At 61.4% G+C, this 23,714-nt stretch carries 45 protein-coding genes and 1 pseudogene; 15 read left to right on the top strand and 31 right to left on the bottom strand.

The window, feature by feature from the left end; all coding sequences use genetic code 11:
• Positions 1-68 precede the first annotated feature (68 nt).
• The 31 genes and pseudogenes from L858_RS0118510 to L858_RS22565 all read right to left on the bottom strand — a co-directional run bounded on the left by L858_RS0118510 (position 69) and on the right by L858_RS22565 (position 17,128).
• The gene (locus L858_RS0118510) at positions 69-482 is read right to left on the bottom strand and encodes a hypothetical protein (RefSeq protein ID WP_022684560.1); all 414 of its coding nucleotides are present in this window, start codon (positions 480-482) and stop codon (positions 69-71) included.
• A gap of 74 nt (positions 483-556) precedes the next feature.
• Entirely contained in the window at positions 557-1,780 is a 1,224-nt protein-coding gene (locus L858_RS0118505) for a phage tail tube protein (RefSeq protein WP_022684559.1), read from the bottom strand.
• Positions 1,781-1,783: 3 nt separating this feature from the next.
• Positions 1,784-2,191: a phage tail terminator-like protein gene (locus tag L858_RS0118500; RefSeq protein WP_022684558.1), complete on the bottom strand. Its 408-nt coding sequence runs from the start codon at positions 2,189-2,191 to the stop codon at positions 1,784-1,786.
• Complete coding sequence (locus L858_RS20695; RefSeq protein ID WP_022684557.1) at positions 2,188-2,628, bottom strand: hypothetical protein; 441 nt, start codon at positions 2,626-2,628, stop codon at positions 2,188-2,190. The genes L858_RS0118500 and L858_RS20695 overlap by 4 nt, the downstream gene beginning before the upstream one ends.
• Complete coding sequence (locus L858_RS0118490; RefSeq protein WP_238564998.1) at positions 2,625-2,972, bottom strand: hypothetical protein; 348 nt, start codon at positions 2,970-2,972, stop codon at positions 2,625-2,627. Before L858_RS0118490 ends, L858_RS20695 begins: the two co-directional genes overlap by 4 nt.
• A gap of 29 nt (positions 2,973-3,001) precedes the next feature.
• Positions 3,002-3,496, bottom strand: a complete 495-nt coding sequence (locus tag L858_RS0118485; protein ID WP_022684555.1) for a DnaT-like ssDNA-binding protein — start codon at positions 3,494-3,496, stop codon at positions 3,002-3,004.
• 3 nt (positions 3,497-3,499) lie between these two features.
• The gene (locus L858_RS0118480) at positions 3,500-3,694 is read right to left on the bottom strand and encodes a hypothetical protein (protein ID WP_022684554.1); all 195 of its coding nucleotides are present in this window, start codon (positions 3,692-3,694) and stop codon (positions 3,500-3,502) included.
• A 50-nt stretch (positions 3,695-3,744) separates the two neighbouring features.
• Positions 3,745-4,890 carry a major capsid protein gene (locus L858_RS0118475; RefSeq protein ID WP_022684553.1) on the bottom strand — a complete coding sequence of 382 codons (1,146 nt, stop codon included), beginning with the start codon at positions 4,888-4,890 and terminating at the stop codon, positions 3,745-3,747.
• Between the two features lie 144 nt (positions 4,891-5,034).
• Positions 5,035-5,157 (bottom strand): hypothetical protein, encoded by a 123-nt coding sequence (locus L858_RS22465; protein ID WP_022684552.1) that lies wholly within the window; start codon positions 5,155-5,157, stop codon positions 5,035-5,037.
• Positions 5,158-5,239: 82 nt separating this feature from the next.
• On the bottom strand, positions 5,240-5,881 hold the full coding sequence (locus L858_RS20690) for a hypothetical protein (RefSeq protein ID WP_022684551.1): 642 nt from the start codon (positions 5,879-5,881) through the stop codon (positions 5,240-5,242).
• A 15-nt stretch (positions 5,882-5,896) separates the two neighbouring features.
• The gene (locus L858_RS20685) at positions 5,897-6,928 is read right to left on the bottom strand and encodes a phage minor head protein (protein WP_022684550.1); all 1,032 of its coding nucleotides are present in this window, start codon (positions 6,926-6,928) and stop codon (positions 5,897-5,899) included.
• Positions 6,925-7,116 (bottom strand): hypothetical protein, encoded by a 192-nt coding sequence (locus L858_RS21795; RefSeq protein ID WP_152639876.1) that lies wholly within the window; start codon positions 7,114-7,116, stop codon positions 6,925-6,927. The genes L858_RS20685 and L858_RS21795 overlap by 4 nt, the downstream gene beginning before the upstream one ends.
• A complete protein-coding gene (locus tag L858_RS0118450; RefSeq protein ID WP_022684548.1) occupies positions 7,113-7,355 on the bottom strand; it encodes a hypothetical protein in 243 nt (80 codons plus the stop codon). The genes L858_RS21795 and L858_RS0118450 overlap by 4 nt, the downstream gene beginning before the upstream one ends.
• Positions 7,352-8,791 carry a DUF4055 domain-containing protein gene (locus tag L858_RS0118445; RefSeq protein WP_022684547.1) on the bottom strand — a complete coding sequence of 480 codons (1,440 nt, stop codon included), beginning with the start codon at positions 8,789-8,791 and terminating at the stop codon, positions 7,352-7,354. Before L858_RS0118445 ends, L858_RS0118450 begins: the two co-directional genes overlap by 4 nt.
• 1 nt (position 8,792) lies before the next feature.
• A complete protein-coding gene (locus L858_RS21085; RefSeq protein ID WP_152639875.1) occupies positions 8,793-10,112 on the bottom strand; it encodes a terminase large subunit domain-containing protein in 1,320 nt (439 codons plus the stop codon).
• On the bottom strand, positions 10,109-10,405 hold the full coding sequence (locus tag L858_RS20675; RefSeq protein WP_022684545.1) for a hypothetical protein: 297 nt from the start codon (positions 10,403-10,405) through the stop codon (positions 10,109-10,111). The genes L858_RS21085 and L858_RS20675 overlap by 4 nt, the downstream gene beginning before the upstream one ends.
• Positions 10,402-10,959 carry a hypothetical protein gene (locus L858_RS21080; RefSeq protein ID WP_022684544.1) on the bottom strand — a complete coding sequence of 186 codons (558 nt, stop codon included), beginning with the start codon at positions 10,957-10,959 and terminating at the stop codon, positions 10,402-10,404. Before L858_RS21080 ends, L858_RS20675 begins: the two co-directional genes overlap by 4 nt.
• Positions 10,959-11,186 (bottom strand): hypothetical protein, encoded by a 228-nt coding sequence (locus tag L858_RS0118425; RefSeq protein ID WP_022684543.1) that lies wholly within the window; start codon positions 11,184-11,186, stop codon positions 10,959-10,961. The genes L858_RS21080 and L858_RS0118425 overlap by 1 nt, the downstream gene beginning before the upstream one ends.
• Positions 11,187-11,346: 160 nt before the next feature.
• Positions 11,347-12,006 (bottom strand): DNA-methyltransferase, encoded by a 660-nt coding sequence (locus L858_RS22460; protein WP_022684542.1) that lies wholly within the window; start codon positions 12,004-12,006, stop codon positions 11,347-11,349.
• Positions 12,003-12,542 carry a hypothetical protein gene (locus L858_RS22360; protein ID WP_022684541.1) on the bottom strand — a complete coding sequence of 180 codons (540 nt, stop codon included), beginning with the start codon at positions 12,540-12,542 and terminating at the stop codon, positions 12,003-12,005. Before L858_RS22360 ends, L858_RS22460 begins: the two co-directional genes overlap by 4 nt.
• Before the next feature lie 475 nt (positions 12,543-13,017).
• A pseudogene (locus tag L858_RS22570) lies at positions 13,018-13,209 on the bottom strand (helix-turn-helix domain-containing protein); the annotation flags it as partial.
• Positions 13,206-13,454 (bottom strand): hypothetical protein, encoded by a 249-nt coding sequence (locus L858_RS0118410; RefSeq protein WP_022684540.1) that lies wholly within the window; start codon positions 13,452-13,454, stop codon positions 13,206-13,208. The gene L858_RS0118410 and the pseudogene L858_RS22570, both read right to left, overlap by 4 nt.
• Positions 13,451-13,813: a hypothetical protein gene (locus tag L858_RS0118405; protein WP_022684539.1), complete on the bottom strand. Its 363-nt coding sequence runs from the start codon at positions 13,811-13,813 to the stop codon at positions 13,451-13,453. Before L858_RS0118405 ends, L858_RS0118410 begins: the two co-directional genes overlap by 4 nt.
• Positions 13,814-13,818: 5 nt before the next feature.
• Entirely contained in the window at positions 13,819-14,061 is a 243-nt protein-coding gene (locus L858_RS0118400; RefSeq protein WP_022684538.1) for a DUF2312 domain-containing protein, read from the bottom strand.
• Positions 14,062-14,208 carry a hypothetical protein gene (locus L858_RS22105; protein WP_022684537.1) on the bottom strand — a complete coding sequence of 49 codons (147 nt, stop codon included), beginning with the start codon at positions 14,206-14,208 and terminating at the stop codon, positions 14,062-14,064.
• Entirely contained in the window at positions 14,205-14,474 is a 270-nt protein-coding gene (locus L858_RS0118390) for a hypothetical protein (protein ID WP_152639874.1), read from the bottom strand. Before L858_RS0118390 ends, L858_RS22105 begins: the two co-directional genes overlap by 4 nt.
• The gene (locus tag L858_RS20660) at positions 14,471-14,923 is read right to left on the bottom strand and encodes a hypothetical protein (RefSeq protein ID WP_022684535.1); all 453 of its coding nucleotides are present in this window, start codon (positions 14,921-14,923) and stop codon (positions 14,471-14,473) included. Before L858_RS20660 ends, L858_RS0118390 begins: the two co-directional genes overlap by 4 nt.
• Complete coding sequence (locus L858_RS21075; protein ID WP_022684534.1) at positions 14,923-15,765, bottom strand: HNH endonuclease signature motif containing protein; 843 nt, start codon at positions 15,763-15,765, stop codon at positions 14,923-14,925. The genes L858_RS20660 and L858_RS21075 overlap by 1 nt, the downstream gene beginning before the upstream one ends.
• Before the next feature lie 3 nt (positions 15,766-15,768).
• A complete protein-coding gene (locus L858_RS0118375; RefSeq protein WP_022684533.1) occupies positions 15,769-16,167 on the bottom strand; it encodes a hypothetical protein in 399 nt (132 codons plus the stop codon).
• A 257-nt stretch (positions 16,168-16,424) separates the two neighbouring features.
• Positions 16,425-16,964, bottom strand: coding sequence for a GIY-YIG nuclease family protein (locus tag L858_RS20650; protein ID WP_081643399.1), 540 nt, complete (start codon positions 16,962-16,964; stop codon positions 16,425-16,427).
• The gene (locus L858_RS22565; protein WP_152639873.1) at positions 16,937-17,128 is read right to left on the bottom strand and encodes a carph-isopro domain-containing protein; all 192 of its coding nucleotides are present in this window, start codon (positions 17,126-17,128) and stop codon (positions 16,937-16,939) included. Before L858_RS22565 ends, L858_RS20650 begins: the two co-directional genes overlap by 28 nt.
• Positions 17,129-17,221: 93 nt before the next feature.
• Between L858_RS22565 and L858_RS21070 the strand changes: the two genes are divergently transcribed.
• The 15 genes from L858_RS21070 (at position 17,222) to L858_RS0118275 (ending at position 23,594) form a co-directional block, all read left to right on the top strand.
• A complete protein-coding gene (locus L858_RS21070) occupies positions 17,222-17,851 on the top strand; it encodes a S24 family peptidase (RefSeq protein WP_022684529.1) in 630 nt (209 codons plus the stop codon).
• A complete protein-coding gene (locus L858_RS0118350) occupies positions 17,848-18,312 on the top strand; it encodes a hypothetical protein (protein ID WP_022684528.1) in 465 nt (154 codons plus the stop codon). Before L858_RS21070 ends, L858_RS0118350 begins: the two co-directional genes overlap by 4 nt.
• Positions 18,309-18,539 (top strand): hypothetical protein, encoded by a 231-nt coding sequence (locus L858_RS0118345; RefSeq protein WP_022684527.1) that lies wholly within the window; start codon positions 18,309-18,311, stop codon positions 18,537-18,539. Before L858_RS0118350 ends, L858_RS0118345 begins: the two co-directional genes overlap by 4 nt.
• Before the next feature lie 337 nt (positions 18,540-18,876).
• A complete protein-coding gene (locus tag L858_RS21450) occupies positions 18,877-19,383 on the top strand; it encodes a DUF2335 domain-containing protein (RefSeq protein WP_081643397.1) in 507 nt (168 codons plus the stop codon).
• Positions 19,384-19,601: 218 nt separating this feature from the next.
• Complete coding sequence (locus L858_RS21790; protein WP_022684523.1) at positions 19,602-19,793, top strand: hypothetical protein; 192 nt, start codon at positions 19,602-19,604, stop codon at positions 19,791-19,793.
• 163 nt (positions 19,794-19,956) lie between these two features.
• The gene (locus L858_RS22100) at positions 19,957-20,115 is read left to right on the top strand and encodes a hypothetical protein (protein WP_022684522.1); all 159 of its coding nucleotides are present in this window, start codon (positions 19,957-19,959) and stop codon (positions 20,113-20,115) included.
• Entirely contained in the window at positions 20,112-20,360 is a 249-nt protein-coding gene (locus tag L858_RS0118315) for a hypothetical protein (RefSeq protein ID WP_022684521.1), read from the top strand. The genes L858_RS22100 and L858_RS0118315 overlap by 4 nt, the downstream gene beginning before the upstream one ends.
• Positions 20,357-20,620, top strand: a complete 264-nt coding sequence (locus L858_RS0118310; RefSeq protein ID WP_022684520.1) for a hypothetical protein — start codon at positions 20,357-20,359, stop codon at positions 20,618-20,620. Before L858_RS0118315 ends, L858_RS0118310 begins: the two co-directional genes overlap by 4 nt.
• Positions 20,607-21,305, top strand: a complete 699-nt coding sequence (locus L858_RS20635) for a hypothetical protein (RefSeq protein ID WP_022684519.1) — start codon at positions 20,607-20,609, stop codon at positions 21,303-21,305. Before L858_RS0118310 ends, L858_RS20635 begins: the two co-directional genes overlap by 14 nt.
• Positions 21,302-21,952, top strand: coding sequence for a Rad52/Rad22 family DNA repair protein (locus L858_RS21065; RefSeq protein WP_022684518.1), 651 nt, complete (start codon positions 21,302-21,304; stop codon positions 21,950-21,952). Before L858_RS20635 ends, L858_RS21065 begins: the two co-directional genes overlap by 4 nt.
• 1 nt (position 21,953) lies before the next feature.
• Positions 21,954-22,205 carry a hypothetical protein gene (locus tag L858_RS0118295; RefSeq protein ID WP_022684517.1) on the top strand — a complete coding sequence of 84 codons (252 nt, stop codon included), beginning with the start codon at positions 21,954-21,956 and terminating at the stop codon, positions 22,203-22,205.
• 8 nt (positions 22,206-22,213) lie between these two features.
• Positions 22,214-22,573 (top strand): DUF968 domain-containing protein, encoded by a 360-nt coding sequence (locus L858_RS20625; protein WP_022684516.1) that lies wholly within the window; start codon positions 22,214-22,216, stop codon positions 22,571-22,573.
• Positions 22,566-22,895, top strand: a complete 330-nt coding sequence (locus L858_RS0118285; protein WP_022684515.1) for a hypothetical protein — start codon at positions 22,566-22,568, stop codon at positions 22,893-22,895. Before L858_RS20625 ends, L858_RS0118285 begins: the two co-directional genes overlap by 8 nt.
• A gap of 17 nt (positions 22,896-22,912) precedes the next feature.
• A complete protein-coding gene (locus L858_RS0118280) occupies positions 22,913-23,167 on the top strand; it encodes a hypothetical protein (protein WP_022684514.1) in 255 nt (84 codons plus the stop codon).
• Positions 23,160-23,594 carry a hypothetical protein gene (locus L858_RS0118275; RefSeq protein WP_022684513.1) on the top strand — a complete coding sequence of 145 codons (435 nt, stop codon included), beginning with the start codon at positions 23,160-23,162 and terminating at the stop codon, positions 23,592-23,594. The genes L858_RS0118280 and L858_RS0118275 overlap by 8 nt, the downstream gene beginning before the upstream one ends.
• Positions 23,595-23,714: the final 120 nt, after the last annotated feature.

The raw sequence follows: 23,714 nt of genomic DNA, 5'->3' as shown, positions 1-23,714 counted from the left end.
ACTCTGTCCATCGTCCTGCCGCTGGCTGAGCGCGAACTGGTCTGCGGCATAGGCCGCGAACCCGGCGATCAGCCCTTCATGAAGTTTCCCAGGTCGTTGACCTGCGCCTGAACCTGATCCCGGATCGGCTCGATTGCGGAGAGAACCTTGCGGACATTGGCCGCGTTGAACTCCAGCGCTTCACCGCCGAGGATCACCTTCCCGTCACCCGCCTTGGTCGAGCGCCAACCCACCGTCGCCGCCGCCAGCGCATCGACATTGCGGGCCTCCAGATCATCCAGCGAGGTTTTCTGATTGCCGCCGCGCAGGGATTGGTCGGCAAAGGCGCGGACCTTGGCGCGGTAGGCGGTGCTGTCTTTTCCGAGGATCGACCAGAACACACCCAAGCCGGCGCCAGAAACCGGGTGCGTCAGTTCAAATTCATGCGGCTTGTTGCAAGCTGCGGTTGTGTCCAGTGCTGCGAGGTCGAAATCGGTTTCCATGTTTCTCTCCGGGTGTTTGGCGAGCGGGAGAGGCACCCGCCAAACGAGGTGAGGGCGCCTTCCCGCCCAAGCTGTTAAGCGGCCTGCGAGTCCTGCACGCTGATGATGGTGGCGTGATTGGCGAGTGCCGCCCCGCCGCTGCCGTTGTAGGAGGCGGTAAAATTGTAGGTGCCAACGATCTGCTTCTCGCCGTCGTCATTGTCATCGCTCGACAACTTCACTCGGCTCATGACGAACGCCATGGTATTGGCGGCGTCGGTGCGGGCGTCAGCCAGCACCATGATCAGCGAGGTGGTGGTTTCCTGATCGAACACGGTCGCCAACGTCTCACCGTCAAACAGGGCGGTAAAAGAGCCGGTGACGGTGACGCGTCCGCGCTGCGTGTCCGATGCGACGTTGGAGCCAACCGTGGCTTCACCCTGCGTGGTGTTGCCGTTGATCTGGAGGCTCATCGACGTGATCGTGCCGTAGCGCGTGCCGCCGACATAAACCGCGCCAGCCACCGAGCCGAACACTTCGGTCGAAGGGGCGGCGGTGGGCGAGGTGAGCGACTGCGTGCCACTCTTGGTGACGGCGCCGAGACCGACCAGCGTGTGGTTGATCGTCACATTGCCGGTTGCGGGCATGGAGATATCCGCCTGCGCGATCTGCACGTCTGGATAGACGCGCGAGCGGGTCAGGTCAGAGAAATATTCCTCGAAGGTGTAATAGTCGTTGGTGTGACCGGTCGTCGGCACCCAGGACTTCTTGCCCATGACGGTGACGGTGCAGGAAGCGATCGGGCCTTCCGCCGTCAGCGTGCCTCCATAGTTCAGCACGTTGACCGTCAGCACCGTGGCGGTAACGCCGACCACGACAAGATTTTTCGCCACGTTACCCGCAGCGAGCGAGCCGCCCGACAACTGGATCACGTCACCGATCTTGACCCCGCCCGTCAGGAAGTCGCCCGAACCGCGCGTGATGGTGTAGTTCGGCGCCGATGCCGCGATGGTGAGGCTCAGTGAGGAGATAGCCGAGGTCGCAGCCGGGTCCTTGCGCAGCAGCGAGCCGAGGAAGGGCATCCAGGATGTGCCAGACAGCAGACCGTTGAGCGTGCCGCCAGACTTGGCGATGCCGTGCGTCATGCCAGTGCCCTGCTGGTGGCTGACGATCTCGTTATTCTCGTAGCTGTCCTTGGTGACGTTCAAGGCAGCGGTGACGCGGCGCAGATAGGTGCCGCCAGAGCCGGATGCCGCAGAACCCAGCGCGGTCTGCTTCTTGTAGGCGATGGTCTTGTTGATGCCCTGTGCGACAGTCATGGCTTAACCCCCGATGTTCGAATAGAAAAAGACGTTGACCGGCATGGCGTATCGGTCGCCATCGACCGCTGCCGGAGCGATCTCAGGAGTTCCGTCGATGGTGACGGTCACACCGGACGCGGTAAGGGCGCGGCCAGCGTAGAAGGTGGAGCGGATCAGTTCGGCACGCGCCTGCGCGGCAGCGGGGCCGGCGTTCAGCGGATAGCGCAGCACGACCTTAAACATGCCCTGTTCGCGGCGCATCTGCTGGCCCATGTCCATCTTTCCGGGGCGCGCCATCAGCAGGAACACGGCTTGGTAGGGCGTGCCGGCGACGGGCGTATAGGGAGCATTCTCCCATGCCGTGGCGAGCGGCGGCGTCATGCCGGAAAGGGCGCTTTCCAGAGCGGCGCGAATGAGGGCGATGCTCATGCCTGCGCTCCCCTGACAGCTTCGTCCACGATCTCCTGAAACATCACGCGGGTAAGGCCGACCAAGCCAGTGGGAGCCTGCCGCGACCAGCCATCCTCGATCCGCAGCGCATAGGGCGCGTTGTTCGCCAGATAGAAGACTCGGCCTGCCGCATCTTCGGGAACGGCAGCCACGATCGCGGCTTGTGTCTTATCGCCGGCAGGGTCCGCCCCCGGTTTCTCACCAGTGGGGAGCGAGCCTATACCAAGCTGCCAGTTCCCCCGAAAATGCCCCCCAACATATCCGGCAGGCGGCTTGGTCTTCCAATAGGAGCCGTCCCCCACTGGTGAGCGCTTGTCCAATTCAGCGGCGACAGCCACGACGATGCGCCCAACAGCGTCATCAGCCTGGTCCTTGGCCTTCTGCGCGAATTTCTGGAGATCGAGGGCGAAGGTCATTCGCTCCCCCGGATCGTCAGCTCATAGAGGATATCAAGCCCCGCCGGCGCCAGCGGTGAGCTCTCGATGATCGTCCACACATTGCCCGACGCGTCGGTGAGCGTGTCGTTGACCTCGGGCGGGGTGAGGGCGGCTCCGGCGTTGTTGAGCGCGGAAAGGGTGCACTGGCGGTCGGCCTGCGAGATATTCTCCCCGGCGAGCTTGCGCAGTCCTGCCCCGAACGGAAGGATCACCACCTTTCCAGCTTGCGTGGTCGTGGTGACCGAAGCGGACCCGGTTGCAGGGTCGTAGGCCCCGCTTGCCTGCCGTGTGAGCGTCACGGCCTGCCCCTTGGCTTCGATCATGCGATCTGCGGAAAGACGCTGCGCCACCGTCATGCGCGGATCAGGCGCACGGACGCGCCCCCTCCGGCCAGATAGGGCGCCAGCATCGCATCAATAGCCCGATAGCGCGTGCCCTGTGGGCTGTTCGGATCATATTCGGTTTCGAGGGGGCCGACCTTCTCGCGGATCACGGCGCGGGTCGTATCTTCCGCCAGGTCAGCAGAGAGCGCCCGCAGCGCCAGATCGGCGCAGGCGTTGGCGATATCGGACGGGACGCTATCGGAGGCGATGAAACAGCCGTCAACGATCACATCGTAGCGCGGCCAGCTAAGGGCTTGGCTCTGCGTCTTGCGCTGCCCGGTCCAGCGGGTGCGGTAGGCCTGCTCGATATAGGCAGTGGCGCGGCGCAGGGCGGCTTCCTTGACCGCATCCTCGCCGGTCCATGCGCTGTTGCCGAAGGCGGTATGGCGCGCATCAGCGGCAGCTACGGAGATGTAGCTTTCGCTGTTGCTCAGCCCTTCGCCAGTTTCAACAACAAGCGCCATCGGTTAGCCAGCCTTCTTGCGGGTGCGGGTTGCGCGCTCGCCCTTGAGGGAACCGCCAGCCTTGCCGTCGCCGTCATGGTCGAGCGGATCAGCCGGTTCGAAGCCGGCAGCGCGGTAATTCTCCACCTCATCGACATGCACATCAGCCGTGTGCGGCGCGGGGTGGGAGGCGTCTCGCTTCATGAGGATGGTGGACATGGAATCTCCCCCTTGAAGAAGGGCCGAGGTTTCCCCCGGCCCCGCTTTCATCAGCCGATCAGGGTGGCGATGTGTTCGGGCTTGATCGCCCGCTGGCCCCAGGCGAGGCGGACGTGATAGACGTTCTGCAAGAACTGCTTGTAGAGCGCGATCTCGAACGTCAGGCCACTGATCGGGTCCTGCACCTGCACAGTGTCGGACGCGGAGTCGCCGCCTTCCGGCATGGCCGGCGCGCGGGTCGCCAGAACGATGGCCGAACGGGCAAAGGCGAGGTTCGGCGTGTAGCTGTTGCCCAGCGTCACCGCGTCATTGTCGGTTTCACCCACCTGCAAACCGGGCTTGCCGATGCCGAACGAACCGCCAGACAGTGCCGAGTTGACGACATATTTGTCCGAGGTGCCGGCAAAGGTGACGACATCGCCCGCGAGGATCGTGCCCGAGCCAGTGTCAACCGCGATGGAGGTGTCACCCGCCTCGCTGGTCGCGTCGTTCAGCAGGTAGCTGGCGCCCGTGCCCTTGGTGTGGACCGAGATGGCATCAGAATGACGCAGCGCCATGCCCATGATGCGGTCGGTCATGCCGTTGCGCAGCATGTCGCTGGTGCCGGCTTCGTTGACCTTGAACAGGCCCGACTGCTTGCCGCGAAGATTGGCGATGGCAGCATGGCCGAGCGCAAGCTGGAGGTCGTTCTTGGGCGCGCCATTCTCTTCCAGAATGCGCAGGACGCCCGCGAAGTCCGACATGTCGGCAGCAGTGCCGAACGGCGTGGTGCCAGCGGTGCCGTAGGCGCGTGAGGAGCGCTTGTAGGCTTCCAGCCAGATATCGCTCTCGATCTCGTTCACCAGCGCGCGCATCGCCTGATAGAAGCGATCAGCGCGGATGCTGGAGAAGGTGCCGGCGCTCTGGAGGCCCTTGGTTTCCTCGCCGTTGAAGCGAACCGGGACATGCTTGGACTTGCTGATCGTCACATCAACATTGTCGATGGTCTGATCGCCCGTGTCGGGCGCGTTGACGCCAGGCGTGCTGTTGGCGGTCGTCGCAGCCGGGGTGATCGGCACGCGAACAGTCTGGTTGACAGCGGCGCGCTCGGCATTCGAGTTGCGGTTGACTGCCGAGATAAAGCCGGTCGCCTCACGCGAAACCACGTCAAGGGCTTCGTAGAGGTCGGGGATGAGATCGGTGAGCGTGTTTGCCACGTTGGAAACTCCGGTTTCTTGGATCGGGGAAACCGCGAGCGGCCTTGCCTGCTCTAGCGGGTTCGGTCCTAGACCGGAGTGAAGCGCAACCTGATCGCCTTCGATGACGGACTATCGCTCAAATCGGCGAATCCGTCAACATGTTCATCTGTGATCGAGTTTGACGATCTCGAAAGCTGCGTTCGCCTCTTCCGCAAGGAGGTTCACCACATAGACCGAACCAAAGATCATGATGGCAGCGAACAGCAGCAAGGGCAGGATTTTCATAGTCCCGGCATCATATCGCGCTGTGATGCCGGGACTAATGAACTGTCTGAATCTGTTGGCTTCTACAGATTCACGAAAGCGATCAAGCCGCCGCGTCCACGACCTTGCCGCCATCCTTGAAGAAGGCCTGCCGCGCGCCGTGATCCATGCCGTCAAACTGCGCGCGGGTCACGGCCTTTCCGCCACCAGAACCGGAGCCGCCGCCAGCCCCGCCGCCACCGTTTGCCGGCGCCGCGACGAAATGCTTACCCTCGTCGCCGGAAGCCCACTCCTTCACGAAATCGGCCAGGCTCTTGTCGCCCACCTTGGCAACCCGCGCATCTCCTTCGGTCGCGATCTGCACGCCGCCAGCCAGCATCGCCATGGCCGCCTTCTGGTGGACGCCGTTGGTGACGCCATTGGCAACCAGCGCATCCCGCAGGCCGTTTTCGACCAGCAGTTTGGTCGTGAAGCCGCTCTCACTCTCCAATGCCTTGACCGCCTTGTCGCGGTCTGTCGTCAGCGTCTTGATCTGGGTCTGCGCAGCAGCCAGATCAGCCAGCGCCTTGTCGCGCGCTTCCTCTGCCGCCTCCAGATGCTCGGGCTTGATCTCCTGCCCCTTCTTCAGTTCCTTGTTTGCGGCGATCAGTTCGGCGTTCTTGGACTTGAGGCCCGAGACGGCTTCGTCAACAGCGGCGGCGATGGCGTCCTTGACAGCCTGCGAATTGAGATCAACTTCACTCATGTTCTTGCTCCCCGATTATGCGGCCCGTAGCTCATCCAGGGTAAGCGGTCGGCCCGTGCCGCTCACCAAATCACGCAAACTGAGTTTCCCCTGTCGGTAAAGCTCAGCCCGCTTTACACCCAGCACCCGTTCTATGAACTCGGGTGATTGACGCTTGAGGAAGTCGTTGAAATTCTGATTGGCAACCGGCCCGTCCTTGCTGGCGCGCATGGACTTGGCGGCGATCATCTCGTCTATGCCGGCGCCAAAGATATCGTTCAACCCCTTGGGAACCGGTGAGAGAACGCAGCGGCAGTTCCAGTGGGCGGGCGGGAAGCGCAGATCGAGGCTGGTGCCCTTGATCGGTTCGCCGTCCAAATCCCAGGATGCGCCGTCGAGCGCGGCACAGGTCAGGCAAGTGTGGCTATCGAGCGTCGAAAGCCAGCGGATGCCAGCGGTGAATTTGCTGTTCTTGCGGTAGGTCGCGAGCCTTGCGCTGTTCGCTGCGGACATCACGGCGCTATGGACAAGCGCGCGGGCATTGCGGCGGCTCACCTCCATGATGCCCGGTTCGCCATTGCGCCCGACGATGCGGGCAACGATGCGCTCCTGTGCCTCGCCGTTGATGACGCCCTGCCGCACCTGCGCGGCGAACTTGAACGCGGTATCCTCGGCCTGCTTGTCCCACCAGTCGGACGCCGGGGCGCCGTCGATCATCACGTCCTTGGACAGGCTTTCAAGCGTCTCGCGGGTGGGCAGGGTGACTTCAGGAAAGGCCTCCTGCATCGCCTCCACCGTGCGATCGGCCACCAGCAGGACAAGTGCGCGGCTATCCATCGACGTGGCGACTTCGGCATAGCGGGCGCCGATTGCGGACTGCGCGTCATCGATCAGCGCTTCGATCTGTTTCTTGGTCGCATCCCCAAGCGTGCGGGAGGCGATCAACTGCTTGAGTTCATCCTCCAGCGCCATGAGGATAGCGATGGTGCGCGCTTCCTCATTGGCACTGAGGCGCTGTAGCTCAAGGGCGTGCCGGAGAATGGCGTCCTGTAGCTCTATTTCGCTCATGCGCCCTCGCTCCAGACAAAACCCATCTCATTGGGCGCGCGCATGATGGGATCGCCGTTCTGGTCAACCAGGCCGGTATCGGTCGCCTCATGGTCGGCCACCATCGGCACCAGCCAGGCATTGCCGATCGGCTCCCAATCCATTGAACGGGGGCGGTGGGCGCGAGGCTGGACGTAATAGCGGCTCACGGCAGCACCGCCCGCACATCGCCATGCACCCGGCGCGTCACCCATTGCTGGGCATGGCTCAGGGGCTTGCCAGCGTCATCGATCGCGATCACGTCCACCCAGCCATCGATCACGTCATAGGCGATGACCGAGCGGAGCAGATCGCCATCCACCGACACTTTCACGACAGCGGAAATGCGATCGTCGGACGGGAAGCCATGCTCGCCGTTCAAGGAGAGGCGGGGCGGGGCGGGGGTCACGCAGCCAGCCCCGGTTTTGCAGGCCGCGCCGGCCCGCCTTGCCCCACTTCCTCCTGATGCTCGTCCAGCGTCTTGGCGCTGTCGATCACGTCGCCGCGCTTCAGGTTCTCGAACAGTTCGCCCTCAGACAAGGCCCCCTGCTGCCATGCGCCGACCAGCGCGGTAAGCTGCTGCGCGTCCAGCATGACGGGCAGGAATTCTCTATTGATTGAATAACTGATCTCGCCGCTCACCCCCGCCCATTCGGCGAAGATGCGCAACGCCCATTCGATCGCTTCGGACACGCTGATCACGATATCGGCAAGGATGCTATTCTCGCCCGCGCGCTTGATCTGCGTGCCGCCAAGGGTTTCGGCTGCGGCCTGCGTTTCGTCCGCGAGCATGCGGGCGCCGAGAACAGCCATGCGCCGCTCCAGCTTCTCCAGCGCCTTCTCCATCGCGCCGAGGCCTTGGCCGGTGAACTCCAGAAAGCCGACCTTCGCCTCTGGCTGCGCGAACACCCATGCAGCCGATGAGCCGATGTAGAAACTGTCAGGGGCGGCGGGGTCTTGCTGATAGCCCGTCACATAGGGCGTGGGCAGGCCGGTGAAGTGCAGCCCATGGCGATAGTCGCTGTTGACCTGGTAATGCGCCTTGTTCGCGTCGATCAGGTCGATGAGCGGCGGATCGTCCACGCCATCAGCCGTGCCGCAAGCCGAGACGATGCGGAACGGGATATAGGGCAGCGTCTTGCTGTTCATGAGCGGGAATATGTCATCCCCGATCTGCTCATCCTCACCCTTGTCGTTGATGCGGAACAGGCGCTGACGATAGGTCCATTCCCCGAGCGCGTTGGGGATCAGGTCAAGGACGCGGAAGCGATCTTCCACCTTTTCCTCGAACTCGTCCTCGCTGACGTTCGCGCTTTCCTTGAGGACGACCAGCGCAAGGGTCCATTGATTGTTGATGCGGGCAAAGCGCCAGTTGATGACGCTCTCGGTGGGATAGACCTGCATCATCGGACGCAGCCCCATTGCCTGCGCCGCATTGACCGTGATTGCCTCCACATTGGCGGGACGAGGCGGGTGATCAACCAGCAGGCCAATGCGCCCGACACTCAGTACGTCCTCCACGATCGATCCAGCGAGCGCGTCAAGCCGCACCCCGGCCATGGTCACGTCATCGAGCAAGGGTTTCAGCCCATCGGGAACGGTGACGGTCGGCGCCTTCCGGAAGGCCATGCCCTTGAGACCGGCAATGGTACGCCAGCTTGCATTGAAGAAATCCGAGCGATCGAGCCGCTTCTTGTAGCCGGAGTCCGTTTCGTCTTGCAGCTTGGGGAGATAGGTTTCCCCGGCAGCATGAACAGCATCCTCGCCAGCGATGATGTCGCGGCAGCGCTTCACCTTGGGCGAGAGCGCGTCATAATCCTTATGTGTAGTGCGAACCCCGGTCATATTATATACCCCCAATAGAAACCCGCTGCATGCCCTGGCCTCTCACAGGGAACTCATAATCTACAAAATAACGTACAGCCGTTCCGATGTGCTGATACTCGCTATCTTCTTCGATGAAAGTTGACCCCTTCTTTAGCTGCCCCGTAGCTAAAGCCTTGTGAGTATACGGTGCTTTTGCAACATTTACAAACAAAGATACCTCATCGGCAGCATTTCTTATCTTCGCACGAACAGCATTTTGACCGTCCTTGATCGATACTGTCGAAGGCTTTACGCGCCGCGAAGAAGTCCAGCTATGATCGCGCAGCACCTTTTCCATTTCGAGATAGTCGGACATCTGACCGTGCTTCTCGCCGTCCTTGCCGTTGGGATCGCCATAGATCAGGACATGCCGGTTCTTGTGGTCCTTGTAGCGGTCCACAAATTCCAGTGCCGATTGACGCGCGACGGCGGAAGTCAGCACGATCTCTTCCAGGCAATAAACATCCTTGCCCCGCACCACTCCAATGCCGGATGACAGCGGGGTAAAGTTGAAGTCGTGATACCAGCGCAGTTGTTCGTGAGGCTGGATTGTCTCGGACGTGTGATTGTCCTTGCCGTAATCCTCGTAGATGCGGCCCGATGCCGTCTCGAAACTGGCTTCGAACTCCTGGCGAAACTGGCGCGCGGACATGGCCCGGCGCATTGCGTCCATCACATCATCGGGCAGGATTTCCGCCGACTTCCAGTGATAGACACGGAAGTTCGGGTCCGCGCCCGTATCCGCCTTGGTGCAGAGATCGTAATAATGGTTGAGGCCGTCTGGAACGCCTAGCAACCAGCACCAGGCGCGATAGTCAGGCTCGGACGGGTTCACGGTGTTGAGCGCGGGCAGGATGTTTGCCTCCCACGCGTCCGGCTTTACGTCCGCAAACTCGTCAATCCCGCCACCCTTCCACGGGATACCCTCGATGCGCTGGGGCTTGTCCAAGCCGATGACATGGATTTCCGCGCCGCTATCCATGAAGATGATCCGGTCGCTTTCGGACGGACGCCGCTTGTGCGTGAGGGACAGGGAAAAGGCTTTCAGGTCGTCCCAGAATATCTTCTTCGCCTGGTCGTGCGTTGGCGCGGCGGCAAAATAGGGGCCGGGCACGCGGTTCGCCTGCTTGACAAGGAATCGCTTGAACCGCTCGGTCTTGCCCGATCGCCGCCCAGCAGGGACGAGCGGAAAGCGGACCCCGCTCGGCACCGCATCGACCAGCGCGAGTTGCACATCATGATCCTTGAGCGGATACCAGCGCGCCAATTGGCGATCCAAGGAGAGATTGCCGGTTCTCAAGATGGCAGCGCCTCGATCAGCTTGGCGACACTATCGGCCAGGCTGCCGCCTTCGCCGTCCGTGATGGGTTGCGGCGACTTGCCGTAGGCGCGATCCAGTATCTCCTTTGCGGCAGAGACGCGGGCGGGTGCCGGCTGATCGTCATCGCCCATGATCTCCGCCAAGGTCGCGATGGCCTGCGCACCATATTCTTGCGCGAGCGCGCGAACGTCCGCCGTGATTTTGTTGACAGCACCTTTCGGCCTGCCTTTCCCACGATTTCCCGTATTCTGTATTTTTTTAGGCTCGCTCATGTGGTCCTTGCCCCCTTGGACATATTTTCCGCAGCCCACAGGGGCTGCAGATTAGCCAGAGCGTTTGCCTCTCTCCTCTGCTCTGGATCGGTCAGGTCGAATTTCGACAGAGGGTGGATATGATCGACATGCCACTGCCCATGGTTTCCCCAGGTCATACCATCCTGAAACTGCGCCTCGATATGGGCGCGAAACTCATCAGCGGTATAACCGAGCGCGTCGATGGTCTTCCCGATCTGGCGGCGGCTCATCTTGATCCGCTCGCATGTTCGTGCGAGCAACTTGCGCATCATTGTTTGCGCCGCGAACTGCGGACAACTTTCCTTCTTCCGCTTGTTCCAATCAGCCTTGTAGCGGTTGCGCTTCTCCCCGTTCTCTCCCTGATATTTGAGGGCCGCAGCCTTCAAGCGCTCCTTGTTCCGCTCATAATAGCGGGCATTGCGTTCGCGCATTTTCGCGAGGCAGTTCTCCCGGTTCTCGGCATGGTATCGAGCCGCATAAACGCGAGCCTTTTCCCGCTGCTCCTCCGGGGTAAAACGCGCCTTCCCTACCATTACGCCCCCTTCCACTTCCTTGGCACTCGCGGCGGCTTGACCGTGACGATGGTAAAGCCCTTGATCACGACCCTGTGACCTGACCCCAGCAGCACGCAGCCGGCGCCAAACTCGATCGCCTTGCGGATCGTGGGCGTCGTCAGCCTCTCAATCACGATCGAGCTATGCACATATTCAACCCGCTGCTGATAACGGGCGATGGCGTGCTGGCTGACGTGCGGGTCCATCACTCACCTCCTCCGAACACTGCTCCAGTAATACCTCCCCACCTCATCCCGTAGTCCGAGGCGGCGGCTTTCCCTTGTGGCTTCGATGCGGGTGCGGTCGCGTTCGAGAAGCCAGCAAATGTATGCGGTCGGCGGGGAGAGCGTGTTGTTGCGGCGCATGTCATGCTGCCGCTCCGATGAACATGTCACCCTGACGCTGGGCGTCCTCGATGCGCTTGCAGGCGATTTCGAAATACTTCGGCTCGCGCTCTATGCCGATGAAGCTGCGGCCCGTCTGGACGGCCGCAACGCCGGTGGTGCCGCTGCCCATGAAGGGGTCGAGGATGGTTTCGGGGTCGCCGCGAAGCTGCTCGATGCACCATTTCATCAGCTTGATAGGCTTCTGCGTCGGGTGATCGGTGCCGTCCATCAGCAGTTCGACGCGGTTCATGACCTTAATGCGCAGCGCGCCGCTATAACTCGTCCACGCAAGCTCGCCGTCCGACTGATTGATCCGCTGCCCCTTGTCCCAGACCAGCCACTTGCCGGTCGCAGGCAACACATCCGCGAAATAGTTTCCGCCCCAGATGATAACATCCTTCGTCAAGGCAGTGATCGCGTCGAAGATTTCGCGGTTGGGGCGCTCAGCGTCCCACCCAAGGAACTCATGCGCCTTCCTGCCGCCATTTCCGCCTGTCGTGCGAGCCTGACCGTCCTTGTTGATGCCGTAAGGCGGATCAGTCACCACCGCGTCAACCTTGGACAGCGTCGGCAGAATATCCCGGCAATCCCCCAGGTAGAGGGTAGCCTTTCCGATGATAACGGGATTGGTGGGGGTCACAGGCTGGCCTCCGCGTTCTTCATGAGGTCGCGGAGCAGGTCTTTCATGCCGCTGCCGACTTCATGCTTTTCCGTTTCGTCTACCTTCTGCTCCAGGCGGGGTGCGTCGATGTTGGCGAGCTTGGCCTTGGCTTCCGCAAGGTGCTTCCGGGCCTGATCCGGTCCCATCCAGTAATGGGCAGGCTCGTATTTCAGGATGGCCGGGATGATCTTCGCCGGGTGATCGCAGGTGCGGCGGGCGTGGGCGCAGGCGTCATCGAACAACATGCTTGGCAGGTCGGCCAGTTCCGGCGCAGCGATCGTCAGCCATTCCAGCCTATCGTCCTGCGACATGCCGGTAGGGGCCGTCAGGGTCAGGCAACGCGAGAGCGCCGCCATGATTTCCTCTATCGAGCGCGGCGCCAGCTTGGCCTCCAGCGCCTCGATTTCCGCCTCCAGCGAGGCGCGCAAGAGCTTCACGCGCTGCCGCTTCTGTTCGTCCCATGCTGCGTCCGTCCGGGGCGCTTTGCTGAACTGGTCGTGGTGTTGATCGGTCATATTTGCCCTCGTTGATCTTGGTGATGCTGTCGGGACGGAGGAAAAATTCGAAGTCGGCCCGCCAGTCCTTGGTCTGGCCGGTCAGGAACGGACTTCGGGGTATTCGCTCGATTGCGCTGCCGATCGCCTCCAGCCCGTCCTCCCGGATGCGGGCAAGGCAGGCACGGCGGCGCTTGTCGGTGAGCTTGGTTATGGTCGGGAGGCCGGCGCTTGCGGCCATGGTGTTCCAATCAGAAACCACGAGATCGACATCCCGTTCGGCTTTCGCGCGCGTCTCCGAAGAAGCTTTAGCTTCTGAGGATGAAGGTTCCCTAGAAGGTTCCGTGTCCCGTTTTCGGTACTGTTCGGCGGGAGATTTGGAACTGTTCCGTTTTTGGGATGGTTCCGCATTTGGAACGGTCCCTAATGTGGCACTGTATACCTTGATCTGTTTCGTTGCCCCGGAGCGCTCCCCCGTGTCCGTAATGAAGCCCCGGCGCTCCAGTTCTGCGATGTTGGAAATGAGCGTTTTACGGTCCTGCCCGGTAATGTCGGACAGGTGGGCGATGGACGGGAAAATCAGGCCCGTCTTGTAGTTTGCGCACTCGCATAGGGCGACCAGCGTGAACTTGACGCTGGAAGGCTTGATGTCCTGCCTAAAGGCCCATGCGAGCGCTTCGCTACTCACGCGATAGCGCTCCTGATGCTCTCGAAGATCGGATTGCCACGCAGGGCCTCTGCCTCGCGAATGCCCTTCTTCACGGTTGAATGATCGCGGTTCAGCAGCGCGCCGATATATTCGAGCTTGTCACCGCGATGGCGTAGCTCGGACATGATGGCGTAGCGGACCAGGCAGGGCAGATGCTTGCGGCTGGGGCCGGTAAGTTCCGCTATGGACAGGCCAGAGACGCGGGAGGCGCGTTCGAGGATCATAGCGGAGACACCTCCACGACGACCTTCCCCGGCTTCTCAGCAGGGAAGAAATGATACGAGGGCAGGAACCGCTTATCGTTCACTCCAAGCGCCTCAGCGATCCCGTCTACATACGCCTTCATGCGGCCCGCAAAGTTGACGCGATCCCCGAGATTGTTAGGCGGCGTGAACGAAATGCGGATGCGGATGTCGCCAGCTTCCGGCGCGCGGTAGCCAACGACATCCATCTCCTCGGCGGCAGCCTTGAGGGCCAAGGCGCGGCGCTCCTTAACCTCTTTGATCTTCTTCCACTTGCCCATGCCGTTCCCTCCGGTGTGACCGGATAGAATTGCAGGCGGGAAGGGGAGGATGATCTGCACCGGGCTTATTCCATCCCGAGCGCGCTGAGATACGTCTGAAGCACGGCCTCCATCTCCTGCCGGTCGTGGGCAGGCATGGCGCGCAGGCGGATAACCTGCTTCATGATTTTGGTGTCGTACCCGTTAGCCTTGGCCTCCAGATAGACGTCCTTAATGTCGTCCGAGAGGCCCTTCTTTTCCTCTTCAAGACGCTCGATACGTTCCAGAAACAGGCGCAATTGTTCGGCGGCGACGTTGCCTTCAGACATTCATATTCTCCTGTGTTGAAAGCGGCCCAGCCCATCGCGGGCGGGGCGGAAGAACTTGGCCCGCTGCTCCCGCCGCCACTCCTTGCGGATGATGTCGAAGGCGTGAGGGGTGAGGCACATGGAGCGCCGGAGGATCAGTTCGCTCATGCGGCCTCCACCAGGCGAAAGCCCTTGGAGTGGTTGCCGTTGCCGCTTGCCTCGATCCGAAGGCCCTTGCGGCGCATAAGCCAGACGGTCTTGCGCACATTGCGAATGTGCAGGCCCGGCATAACCCTGTCGCGGATCACGTCTGAGCGGATATACCGCCCCTGAGCCGATGCCAGGACATTGTAGACCGACTGCTCGCGCGGTGTGAGGACGGGTTTGGCGCGCTCTTTCGAGGCGGCGATGCTGATCGCTTCGGCCATGTTCATGCCCGCTGCACCCGGCGACGGATAAGCTCGTCCAGCGCATCGCGGGCGGCTTCCAGTTGCGGCAGATTGTCGCGCACTTCGCCGGGGCTGACTTCTCCATCATCCTCCAGCGCGCGGGAGAGGGCCAGAGCGGCCTCCAGAACCTTGCTCTGCCGGGTGCGGTCGCAATGCTTCTCAGGCCGGCTGTCGTGGCAGAGGGTGGCAAGGCCACCGGCAAAGCGCCCATTCCATTCCCGCCATGCGCGGGCGAAGGTCACAACGTCCATTGCGGCGCTGCCTTCGCAGTATTTCGCGGCCTGATCCTCGCTCTTGCCCAGCACGGCGGCGAGGTCGCCATAGGTTAGGCGGTCCTGAGACTTGATCAGCGCCAGATCGCGGCCGATCGTTTCGAGGACGTTAGAAGCGGAAAAGACCGGGCGTTCCCGCTCGGGATTGTTGCGGTGCGGCATTATTGGAGAACCTCATGAGAAAGGGAAACCACTTGCAGCGCCTCAGCCGACAGGACGGCAGACCGCCCGTCGTCAAAGCGGACGATGCAAGTGCCGAGGATGGAGTGAAGCGCGCGGATTGCGGCGCGGCGCTCAGCAGCTACCTGGCTGGAAATAACGTGCGACCCGTTTCCAGCCGGGCAACCTGCTGCCCCCTGGTTATCCGGGGGGCAGCCTTTTTCAGTAGGCATTTGCCGAGGAGCGAGCGTGTCTTGATCTCGCCCATGATTGGGATGGAAGCCGAAGCGTTTCTCGGCCTCTACCCGCGCGGCGATAGCATCCGCCTTTTCGGTGAAGGTGCCGAGGTTGATCCGCTGTCCCTCAAATGTGATGAATGCGAGCCAGCGACCGGATTTCCCGATCTTTCTAACGCCGATGAAGCCGGACTTATTGCGCCTTGGCAGCGACATATTTCGATTGTTTGTGGCCACATCGACAGAGCGCAGATTTGCGATACGGTTATTCCGCGGGTTCCCGTCGATGTGATCAATGAACTCCGGATCGAAGCCGTAGAAATGCTTCCACGCGATGCGGTGCGCGAACCAAACCTTGTTGAGCAGTTCTCCGCAAAAGCCCCTGCGAGCCTTCTGCTGAAACGCGGGCGCGCCAGCGACAGTCCTGTTCCAGAACTTCCATGCCCGGTCGGACGGAAAATAATCTCTACTTCGCCATTTCCATCTGAACGTGCCGGCCAACGGGTCATAATCAACAAGCTCATGCAGAACTTCTTGGGGCGGCGTGGTCTTAACGCCTTCTGGCAGGCTGGGAGCGATCTCAGCCCCGGCTTTGTGGAAAGCGCTCATGGATCAAGCCCCCACAAACCGCTGCCAGCCAGCAGGCCGACCGCTCGACAGCGCGATTGCAGTATGCCCGCAGCCGGAACGCGCACCGCAGCGAGGGCAGGGGGTGCTATGCTCGGCCATGATGAAGCTTTCCTCGACCTTGACCGGATCGGGCAGCTGCGACTTAGCCAGTACCGTGTTGCGCGAGACGGTCTTGCCAACGCCCGGTATCTCGATGACCCGGCTGTTGCCGCCGAACTTCACATTGATGCGACCCGTAGTGCGCAGCCACGTTACGGTGTTGTCGATGTCGCGGGCCTTGATCTTGAGGGCGACGGCTATCTCACGGTTCAGCGGCGTGGCCTTGCCAACCTGCTTGACCAGATGAGCGAATACCCTTTCAGCGCGTTCGGACGGGATCATGTCTCACCCCCTCCCGCAGACATGCTCGATGGCGAGGCAGAACAGCACGCCGACGAGGATCGAGAGCAATATCCAGCCAGCACCCAAAAGCATCACGTCCTGCTGAGACATGTCCTCTCCTTTGATGAAGCGAAGGAACAGGGGATCAGTCTCGGCGGTCTGCCGATCTGCTATGCGGTGATCCCCCCGGATCGATTTCTGAGAAGCCCCCCGGCCCATATGCTAGGGTCGCTTCCGTCTGGTGTTGACGGTGAAGATCATGCAGCGCCTCCCAGAACGCCCATCCGGGCCGGGTCAGCTAGGTATGCCTCGACATATGAGATCGCGAGCGCGTCTTGCCTCTGAATGATACCCTTCGTCCGCATGCGCGGCTGATACCCGGAGCGGCTAGCCGTATGCGAAACCCGCATACTGAGGCGCTGCGCCTCGTACTGCTCCGGGGTGCGGCGCGGGATTGCCCCATCTACCCGTTGAGCGAGAGTAACTGGATCGGGCAGGGTGGCGACATCGAAGGTCCCAGCCTTGATGTCGGTGATAACGGCCAGAAGTTCAGGCGCAGCGCTGAACCACTCTCGCCGCTGGTGAAGATGCGCGAACAGCGCGTGGAACCTGCGTTCGAGCGCAAGGCCCCCTTCAACTTCTGCCACAATCTCCAGCGCGAAGGGCGACCAGTTCGCCAGCGCAGAGGCGCGACCAGTTGGCGAGACGCTGCACCCGATCTTGACCGGGCCGTCCATGCCGACCGGCTTGATGAAATAGACGCGCCTCATCAGTGGCGCACCTTTGCCACTGGCCATGCCTTCTTAGCCGCCTTAGCCGCAAGTTTCAGATGGTCGAGGCGCGCCTCCGGTATTCCGATCTTCCTCCAACTGTGGACGGTAGATGTCGGGGCTTTGATGAGCTTTGCGACAGCGCTTGTGCCGCCCAACCCGTCAATGATGCGATCAGCTTCGGTAACCATGCGATGCAATATGCGATAGTCGCAAACAAATCGCAAGTCGGAAATTGCGATAATCGCTTTTGCGATAGTCGCATATTTATCCGACAAGAGAGCATGACCCGCGACGAACTCAATGCGATTCTTGACCAAAAGGGCGTGAAGAACACGGAGATCGCCGACCTGCTCGGCATCAGCGAGGACAAGGTTTCGAAGTCTCGCTCGCCCAAGGGTGTCCGCAGATGGCAGGCGGAGGAATTCGCGCAGATCAAGGCGTGGTTGGATCGCGGCTTCGATGTCAATCGAGAGCCAGATTTGCCGCTCCAGGGGCGGGAAACCGACTATCTACCTATTGAAGTTCTCCCAACCTTTGCAGGAATGGGTGGCGGCGGGTCCGGCGAAGGTGACAGGGAATTCGCATTGATCCCTCGATCCCTCATCGTGGACGTGCTGCGCGGCAAGCCGGAAAACTTCCTCCTGATCCATGTGCGCGGGGACAGTATGCAGCCCGACTTCCGCCAAGGCGATCAGATATTGATCGACACGCGCGACACAAGCCCAGCCCAGCCCGGCCCGTTCGCGCTGTGGGACGGGGAGTGGGGCGAATATGTCGTCAAGAATGTGGAGCGGGCCCGTGACGGATCGGTCCGCATCTTCTCCACTAACCCGAAGTATCAGGACGCTGTGGTTGCCAGCGAGGAAACCAGAATCATCGGCCGTCCGGTCTGGTTTGGTCGTCAACTGTGAGTGACGATCAGCCGCTCAGCCATCGCCAGCGCTTCGCAATGTCGAATGAGGCCTCCCCCTACGTGGCAGGCATGCAGTTCGTCGCTACCATGCAATTGCGCGTTCCTTTGCATATCCTAAGGCGCCACGGTGAGGTTCGCGACCCGCGCGACATTGACGAAGTTGAGCCTTGGATGGGTGTATGGTCGGTTAAGCCCAAAGGGATGGATGACATATTCCCCGGCACTGGCATCGACCGAATGATAGCCGAACGATCGCGGATTGCTTCACCGATAAGCCCCGTGGAGGCTTCCGACTTCCTACCGTTTCTCATGGCTGTTCGGGAAGTGGTTGAGGGCACGACCGATCGGGCGCGGAAAGTGGCGGGCATCGAGTCGATGCGCAGCAATTCGCAGTGGGCTGACTACATCGACCAATTAGGCGGCGTTGCGAGGGTGATCGACGCCACGCGGACAGAATGACCACCCTCGCCCGCATCTACATCGATGACGACACGATGCTGGGCCTTCATCAGTTCGCCGCGCTCCCAGGCCGGGGCGACCGCCTGCATATCGGGCATGAAGGCGATGTGCTGGTGCTGACGGTCGAGCGCGTCGATCACTACCCCGTGCCGGCGAAGATGGGGGCAAGCAATATCTTCGGCTCCATCACCCCTGCGGTGACGGTGTATTGTAGGGGGATGGGGTAGGGCAGTAGCGCGTTCCCGAAATTCCGAGTATTGGGGAACGCGACTCGCGGAGTGCAGGTTGTTAGGCATATGTCAAGAATTGACAGTCACTAACGCAAAACGCATGTACGAGCGCATATAGAGGAAGGAGCAAGCATGTCATATCATGATCGACGCCTCCTCGGACAAGCCGCCAAACTCAAAGCCAAAAAGCGGATGTTCAGGAGAAGCATCCTAAAGGGGGCGATGAGTCTGACCCTATTCCCGAAATCCCCGAACATACAGTTCGGCTCAGTCGAGGACGACTGGCGCGCTGTAGGAAAGGATATTCGGAAGGCGATGAACTCACTGGAGGCCTGTGACTAGTTTACCCGCGGCCCCGGAAGGCAATGACGCGCCGGACCCTCTGACCGAAAAGCTGGTAGAACAGGTACGACCGTATGTTCAACCAGGCAAGGTGCAGGAGGTCCGGCGCTTCGTCGTTGCATATTCTCAGAAAATCCATCGCGGCCCTTTGCCTGCGCCAGAGGATTTTCAGCATTACAATGAAACCCTTCCCGGCTCCGCAGAGCGCATCTTGAAGATGGCGGAAAATGAGCAGGACCACCGGCACAGGGCTGAAAACCGAGTTATCACACATGAATATGCTGGGCGGTATGTCGGGCAGATCGGCGCCTTGCTGGCGCTTATCATGCTGCTGACTACGGTTCTGGGGTGCGCCTATCTCGGTCAGCCTCTTGCAGCCGGAGTGATAGGGGCGATCGGCGCAATCGTGATAGGCTTCCTGAAATACAGCTCGATGCAAGCCGACAAGGAAGAGGCTCCAGCGCCTCCTAAGAAGCAACCCGCCAAGCGCAAGCGATAACGATAGCATCCGACAACCCACCACCCCCGCCCAGCAATGGAGCGGGGTTTTCGTGCGTGGGCGGGGTGGGGGAGAGGCAGATGCGGCATCGCATGCGATCCAATTTGCGACAATCGCATTTTAGCTCTTGCATAGCTTGCGATTATCGCACATAACACTCCCACAGCCGAACGCTGCCCCGCAGCCCGGCGACAGTCACAGACTGATGGGAGATCATCATGGCGAACAGTCGCCTCCTCAATGAAGTCGAACCCGCATGGCGCGACACTTACGCCTATGCTGACGAGTGCGACCGCCGTGAAGCTGAGCGTAACGCGCGCCCTATGCCCGTCATTACCATGCGGGTGCTGCTCGCTTGGTCGGCTGGCTTTGGTGGCTTCTGCTGGCTGGCGGGGTGGTTGGCGGCATGAGAAACCAGTATCCCGGCCCCTGCTATCGTTGCGGGAAGATGGTTGCTGCTGGCGATGGGCACTTCGAGCGACACGCTGGTCGCTGGCGCGCCCAGCATGCCAACTGCGCGATCACCTATCGCAATGCCAAACGCGCCGCAGAACGCGCCAAGGCAGGCCAGCCATGACCGACCACCCCTACAACCCTGACAGTTACATCAAGCTCGGCCTCAACCGCCTCAACCGCGAAGGCTCTGCCCGTCAGGCGCGCATCATCGATCCCAACTTCGATCAGCGGCAGGCCCTCATCGCCTCCGTGCATAGGAAAGGACAAGTGGCATGATCGGCTCGAACGCCACAACCTGCGCCACCTGCAACAAACGCTTCGGCAGCTACCACAGCATGCAGCAGCACGCGCAGGCGGTCCACGGCGAGCAGCGGGAGGATTTCAGCTTCCTCAACCGCTACTGGCATGACCCGGCTTTTCGGGCTGAGGCCGAGGCTGAGCGCGTACGGGAGCAAGCCAAGCTGAACGCCAGCATCGATGCGGCACAGCGGCGGGCTTGGGAAGCGCGGGGGATGGCATGAAGCACTCCCACGCCTTCACCCCGGCCAACTGGCGCGACCAGCCCGTCATCACGGACGAGCGTCTGTATCAGATCGAGCGCCGCACCTGTGCCGCTGAATGGCAGGCACGCCGGGGTGATTATCCGACATGGGCAAGCTGGCATACCGACGCCTGCCACGCCCTCGAAGACATCGACCTCCGCTTTGAGGAAGGCCAGCGCCTCGCCCGCAACGCCTTCTGGGCGGAACATGACCGGAGGAAGCGCAATGCTGTCCAATAATCCCCCGCCATTTGATGCCTTCAGCCTTCACATCGAGGAGTTGATCGAGAACGCCAAGATGTTCCTGGATGGCGAGCCCATCGCCACCCAAGGGCAGGCCGACGAGATCGGCAAGCTGCTCGACATGATCCGCACCGCCAAGAAGGATGCGGACAAGGAGCGCGCTACCGAGAAGAAGCCGCACGATGACGCGGCGAAGGCAGTTCAAGGCAAGTGGAAGCCCTTGCTCGACCGCTGCGACATTGCGGCCGACACCGCCAAGAAAGCGCTGGTGCCGTGGCTGGAACATCTGGAGGCTGAGCAGCGGAAAGCCGCCGAGAAGGCCCGCGAGGAAGCGGAAGCCAAGCGCCTCGCTGCGCTGGAAGCCGAGCGCGCCGCAGCATCCGCCAATCTGGAAGCGATCGAGCGCGTCGAACTGGCGCGCAAGGAAGCTGAACAGGCCGAACGCGCCGCGAACCGGGCCGACAAGGCGAAGGCGCACGCGGCGGGCGGAAGCCGGGCTATCGGGCTGCGGTCCTACTGGATTGCCGAACTGGTCGATCCCGTCGCTGCCCTCAAGTACTACAAGCAGGCTCAACCCGAGCTTCTGAAGGCTTGGCTACTGGAGCAGGCGCAAAAGGATGCGAACGCTGGCAAGCGGGCGATTCCCGGCTGCGTCATCCGTGAAGATCGGAGGGCAGCATGAACATGTTTGACGCCCTGTCTCGCCCGTTCCCGGCAGAAGCAATTAGCTGGCGCGCACAGTCGGTTTCGACCAAGAACCCCGACGCGCCCAAGGCGATGGCACTGGCCTATATCGACGCGCGCGATGTGATGCGCCGCCTGGATGAGGTTTGCGGACCCGGCAACTGGCAGTGCGACTATCCCCATGCGAATGGCAAGACCATCTGCCGCATCGGGATCAAGGTTGATGGCGAATGGATCTGGAAAGCGAACGGCGCGGGCGACACCGACATTGAAGCCGAGAAGGGCGCGATTAGCGATGCCTTCAAGCGCGCCGCCGTCCTGTGGGGCATCGGTCGCTATCTCTATGATCTGGATAGCCCATGGGCGGAATGCGAACTGCGCAATGGCAAGTGGGCGCGCTGGACAGAGCAGGGGCTAGCGAAGCTGCGCCGCGCCGCAGGATCAGCAGTCGCACCCGTTCTCTCTCGGCAGGACCAGCTTGTCACAGAAGACCATCTTATCCGCCTCCAGAACGCCGCTGATGATGTGCAGGCCGACCTTCAAGCCTTCTGCAAATTCATGGGCGTCACCAGCCTGAAAACCATCCCGCAGTCCCGCTTCGATGAAGCCATGACCGCACTCTCCAAGAAGAAGAAAGCAGCCTGATATGACCGAACGTCTCGACGCCCTCTCTGTCCGCGAAAGCAAGGGCAAGAGCTATTTCACCAAGATTGGCGCTGCCTTCCCGAACCGTGACGGCAAGGGTTGGAGCATCCTGCTCGACGCCATGCCCGCACCGGTCGAAGGCCAGTTCAAGATCATGCTGCGCGAGCCGCTGCCGAAGGATGGACAGCGCGGCGGTGGCCAGCAGTCGGGCGGCTATGCCGATGATGTCGATTCTGATGGCGTACCTTTTTAGGAGCCGACATGCTGACCGCTTCCTCTTTCCGTCCGCGCAAGAAGAACAGCCATAAGGCGGACTTCCATCTGCGCGCGCCCAGCTTCCTGCAGTGGCTTCGTGGCCGCAATTGCCTGCTCTGCGACAAAGGCGGATGCGAAGGCAAGATTGAAGCCGCGCACGTCGATTATGCGGGCGGCAAGGGCATGGCGCTCAAGGTAGCCGACCGCTTCGCCATCCCTCTGTGTTCGGGCCACCATAGGTCACAGCACTCTTGGGGCTGGAAGACCTTCGAAGCGAATTTCAAGATCGACGCGCTGGAGGCCTCGAAAGCCTATTGGCAGGCATGGCCCGGTCGCCGCGCGTGGGAGGACTCCCGCAATGACTGACATGATCGACCGCGCCATTGATGAAGCCGAACGCCTTTTCGTCACAGCCGGCCAAGCCAAGATCAGGGCTGAAGGCATGGACCTTCGCCGCAAGCGCACCCGCGCCGCCCTGTTCGTGAAGTACCGTGGCGACGGGCATCCGGTGGGCGCCAGCGAGCAGATGGCGGAAGCCGACCCGGTTTACGAGCTTGCCTGCACCGATTGGGAAACGGCGGCGATGGAGGCCGAAACGCTCCGCGCCCAAGCCGAGGCCAAGCGGCTGCGATTTGAAGCCTGGCGCACCAGCGAAAGCACGAAGCGCGCCCAGATGAACCTACGCTAACAGGGAGGGCATACCCCATGAAGTTCCTGAGCAAGTTACTGACCAAGAAGGAAGAGGGACCGGCGACGGTGAGCCGCGCGGAATACCACCGGATGGAGGACGCTCTGAACGCCCGCATCCAGGCTTGCCACACCGCGATTGCCGACATGCGGCGGGAACGGGATTTCGCCCGCGCAAAAGCCGCCAGCTATCGCGCCGACGCCGAAAAATACCGTCGCTCCCGCTCCAACCTCAAGCAGTTCCGCGATCAGAAGGCGGTGGCAAATGGCTGACGAGCTTCCTTTCGCAGTCGAGGCGGCGTCCCCGGCACGCATCGATCTTCGCACAGAATACATGAAGGAGCGCTTCAGTCTTCACCCTGATTGGGAATGGCACTCCTTCAAGGTGATAGACCACAAAGGGAAGCGCCTGGAGGATTGGGAATTTAGCAGCTATGAAGGCGGCGTTTTCCCCAACCTGATCACGCGTGGCCCACGCAAAGGTCGGAAGAACTATCGCAAGCCGATGCCCGGCACCGAAGGGACGTATGTCGTCGGTGATCGAGAGTTCAAGGCGTGGCTCCCCACTTGGGAGGCTCGCACCGGCAAGTGTTCGGTCTGCCAAGGCACCGGGCAAGAGTGGACCGGATGGAGCCGCGATGCAGGCGACAGGTTCAAGGACTGCGCCCGATGCAACGCCACCGGCAAGCCGCCTGCCTAACCCCATTCCCGGCCCTTCGATGGGCTGAAACAGTTTCAACAGGGACTGGCGCGTCATGTCTAACAAACGGCGCCAGAGTTATTCGATGACAGCAGCGATCGATCCAGCGAGCGCGTCAAG

The sequence above is a fragment of the Sphingobium bisphenolivorans genome, from assembly GCF_000412635.1.
GTDB classification, from domain to species: domain Bacteria; phylum Pseudomonadota; class Alphaproteobacteria; order Sphingomonadales; family Sphingomonadaceae; genus Sphingobium; species Sphingobium bisphenolivorans.
The sequence above is the reverse complement of the archived record's forward strand: the minus strand, read 5'-3'. Positions and strand labels throughout refer to the sequence as shown.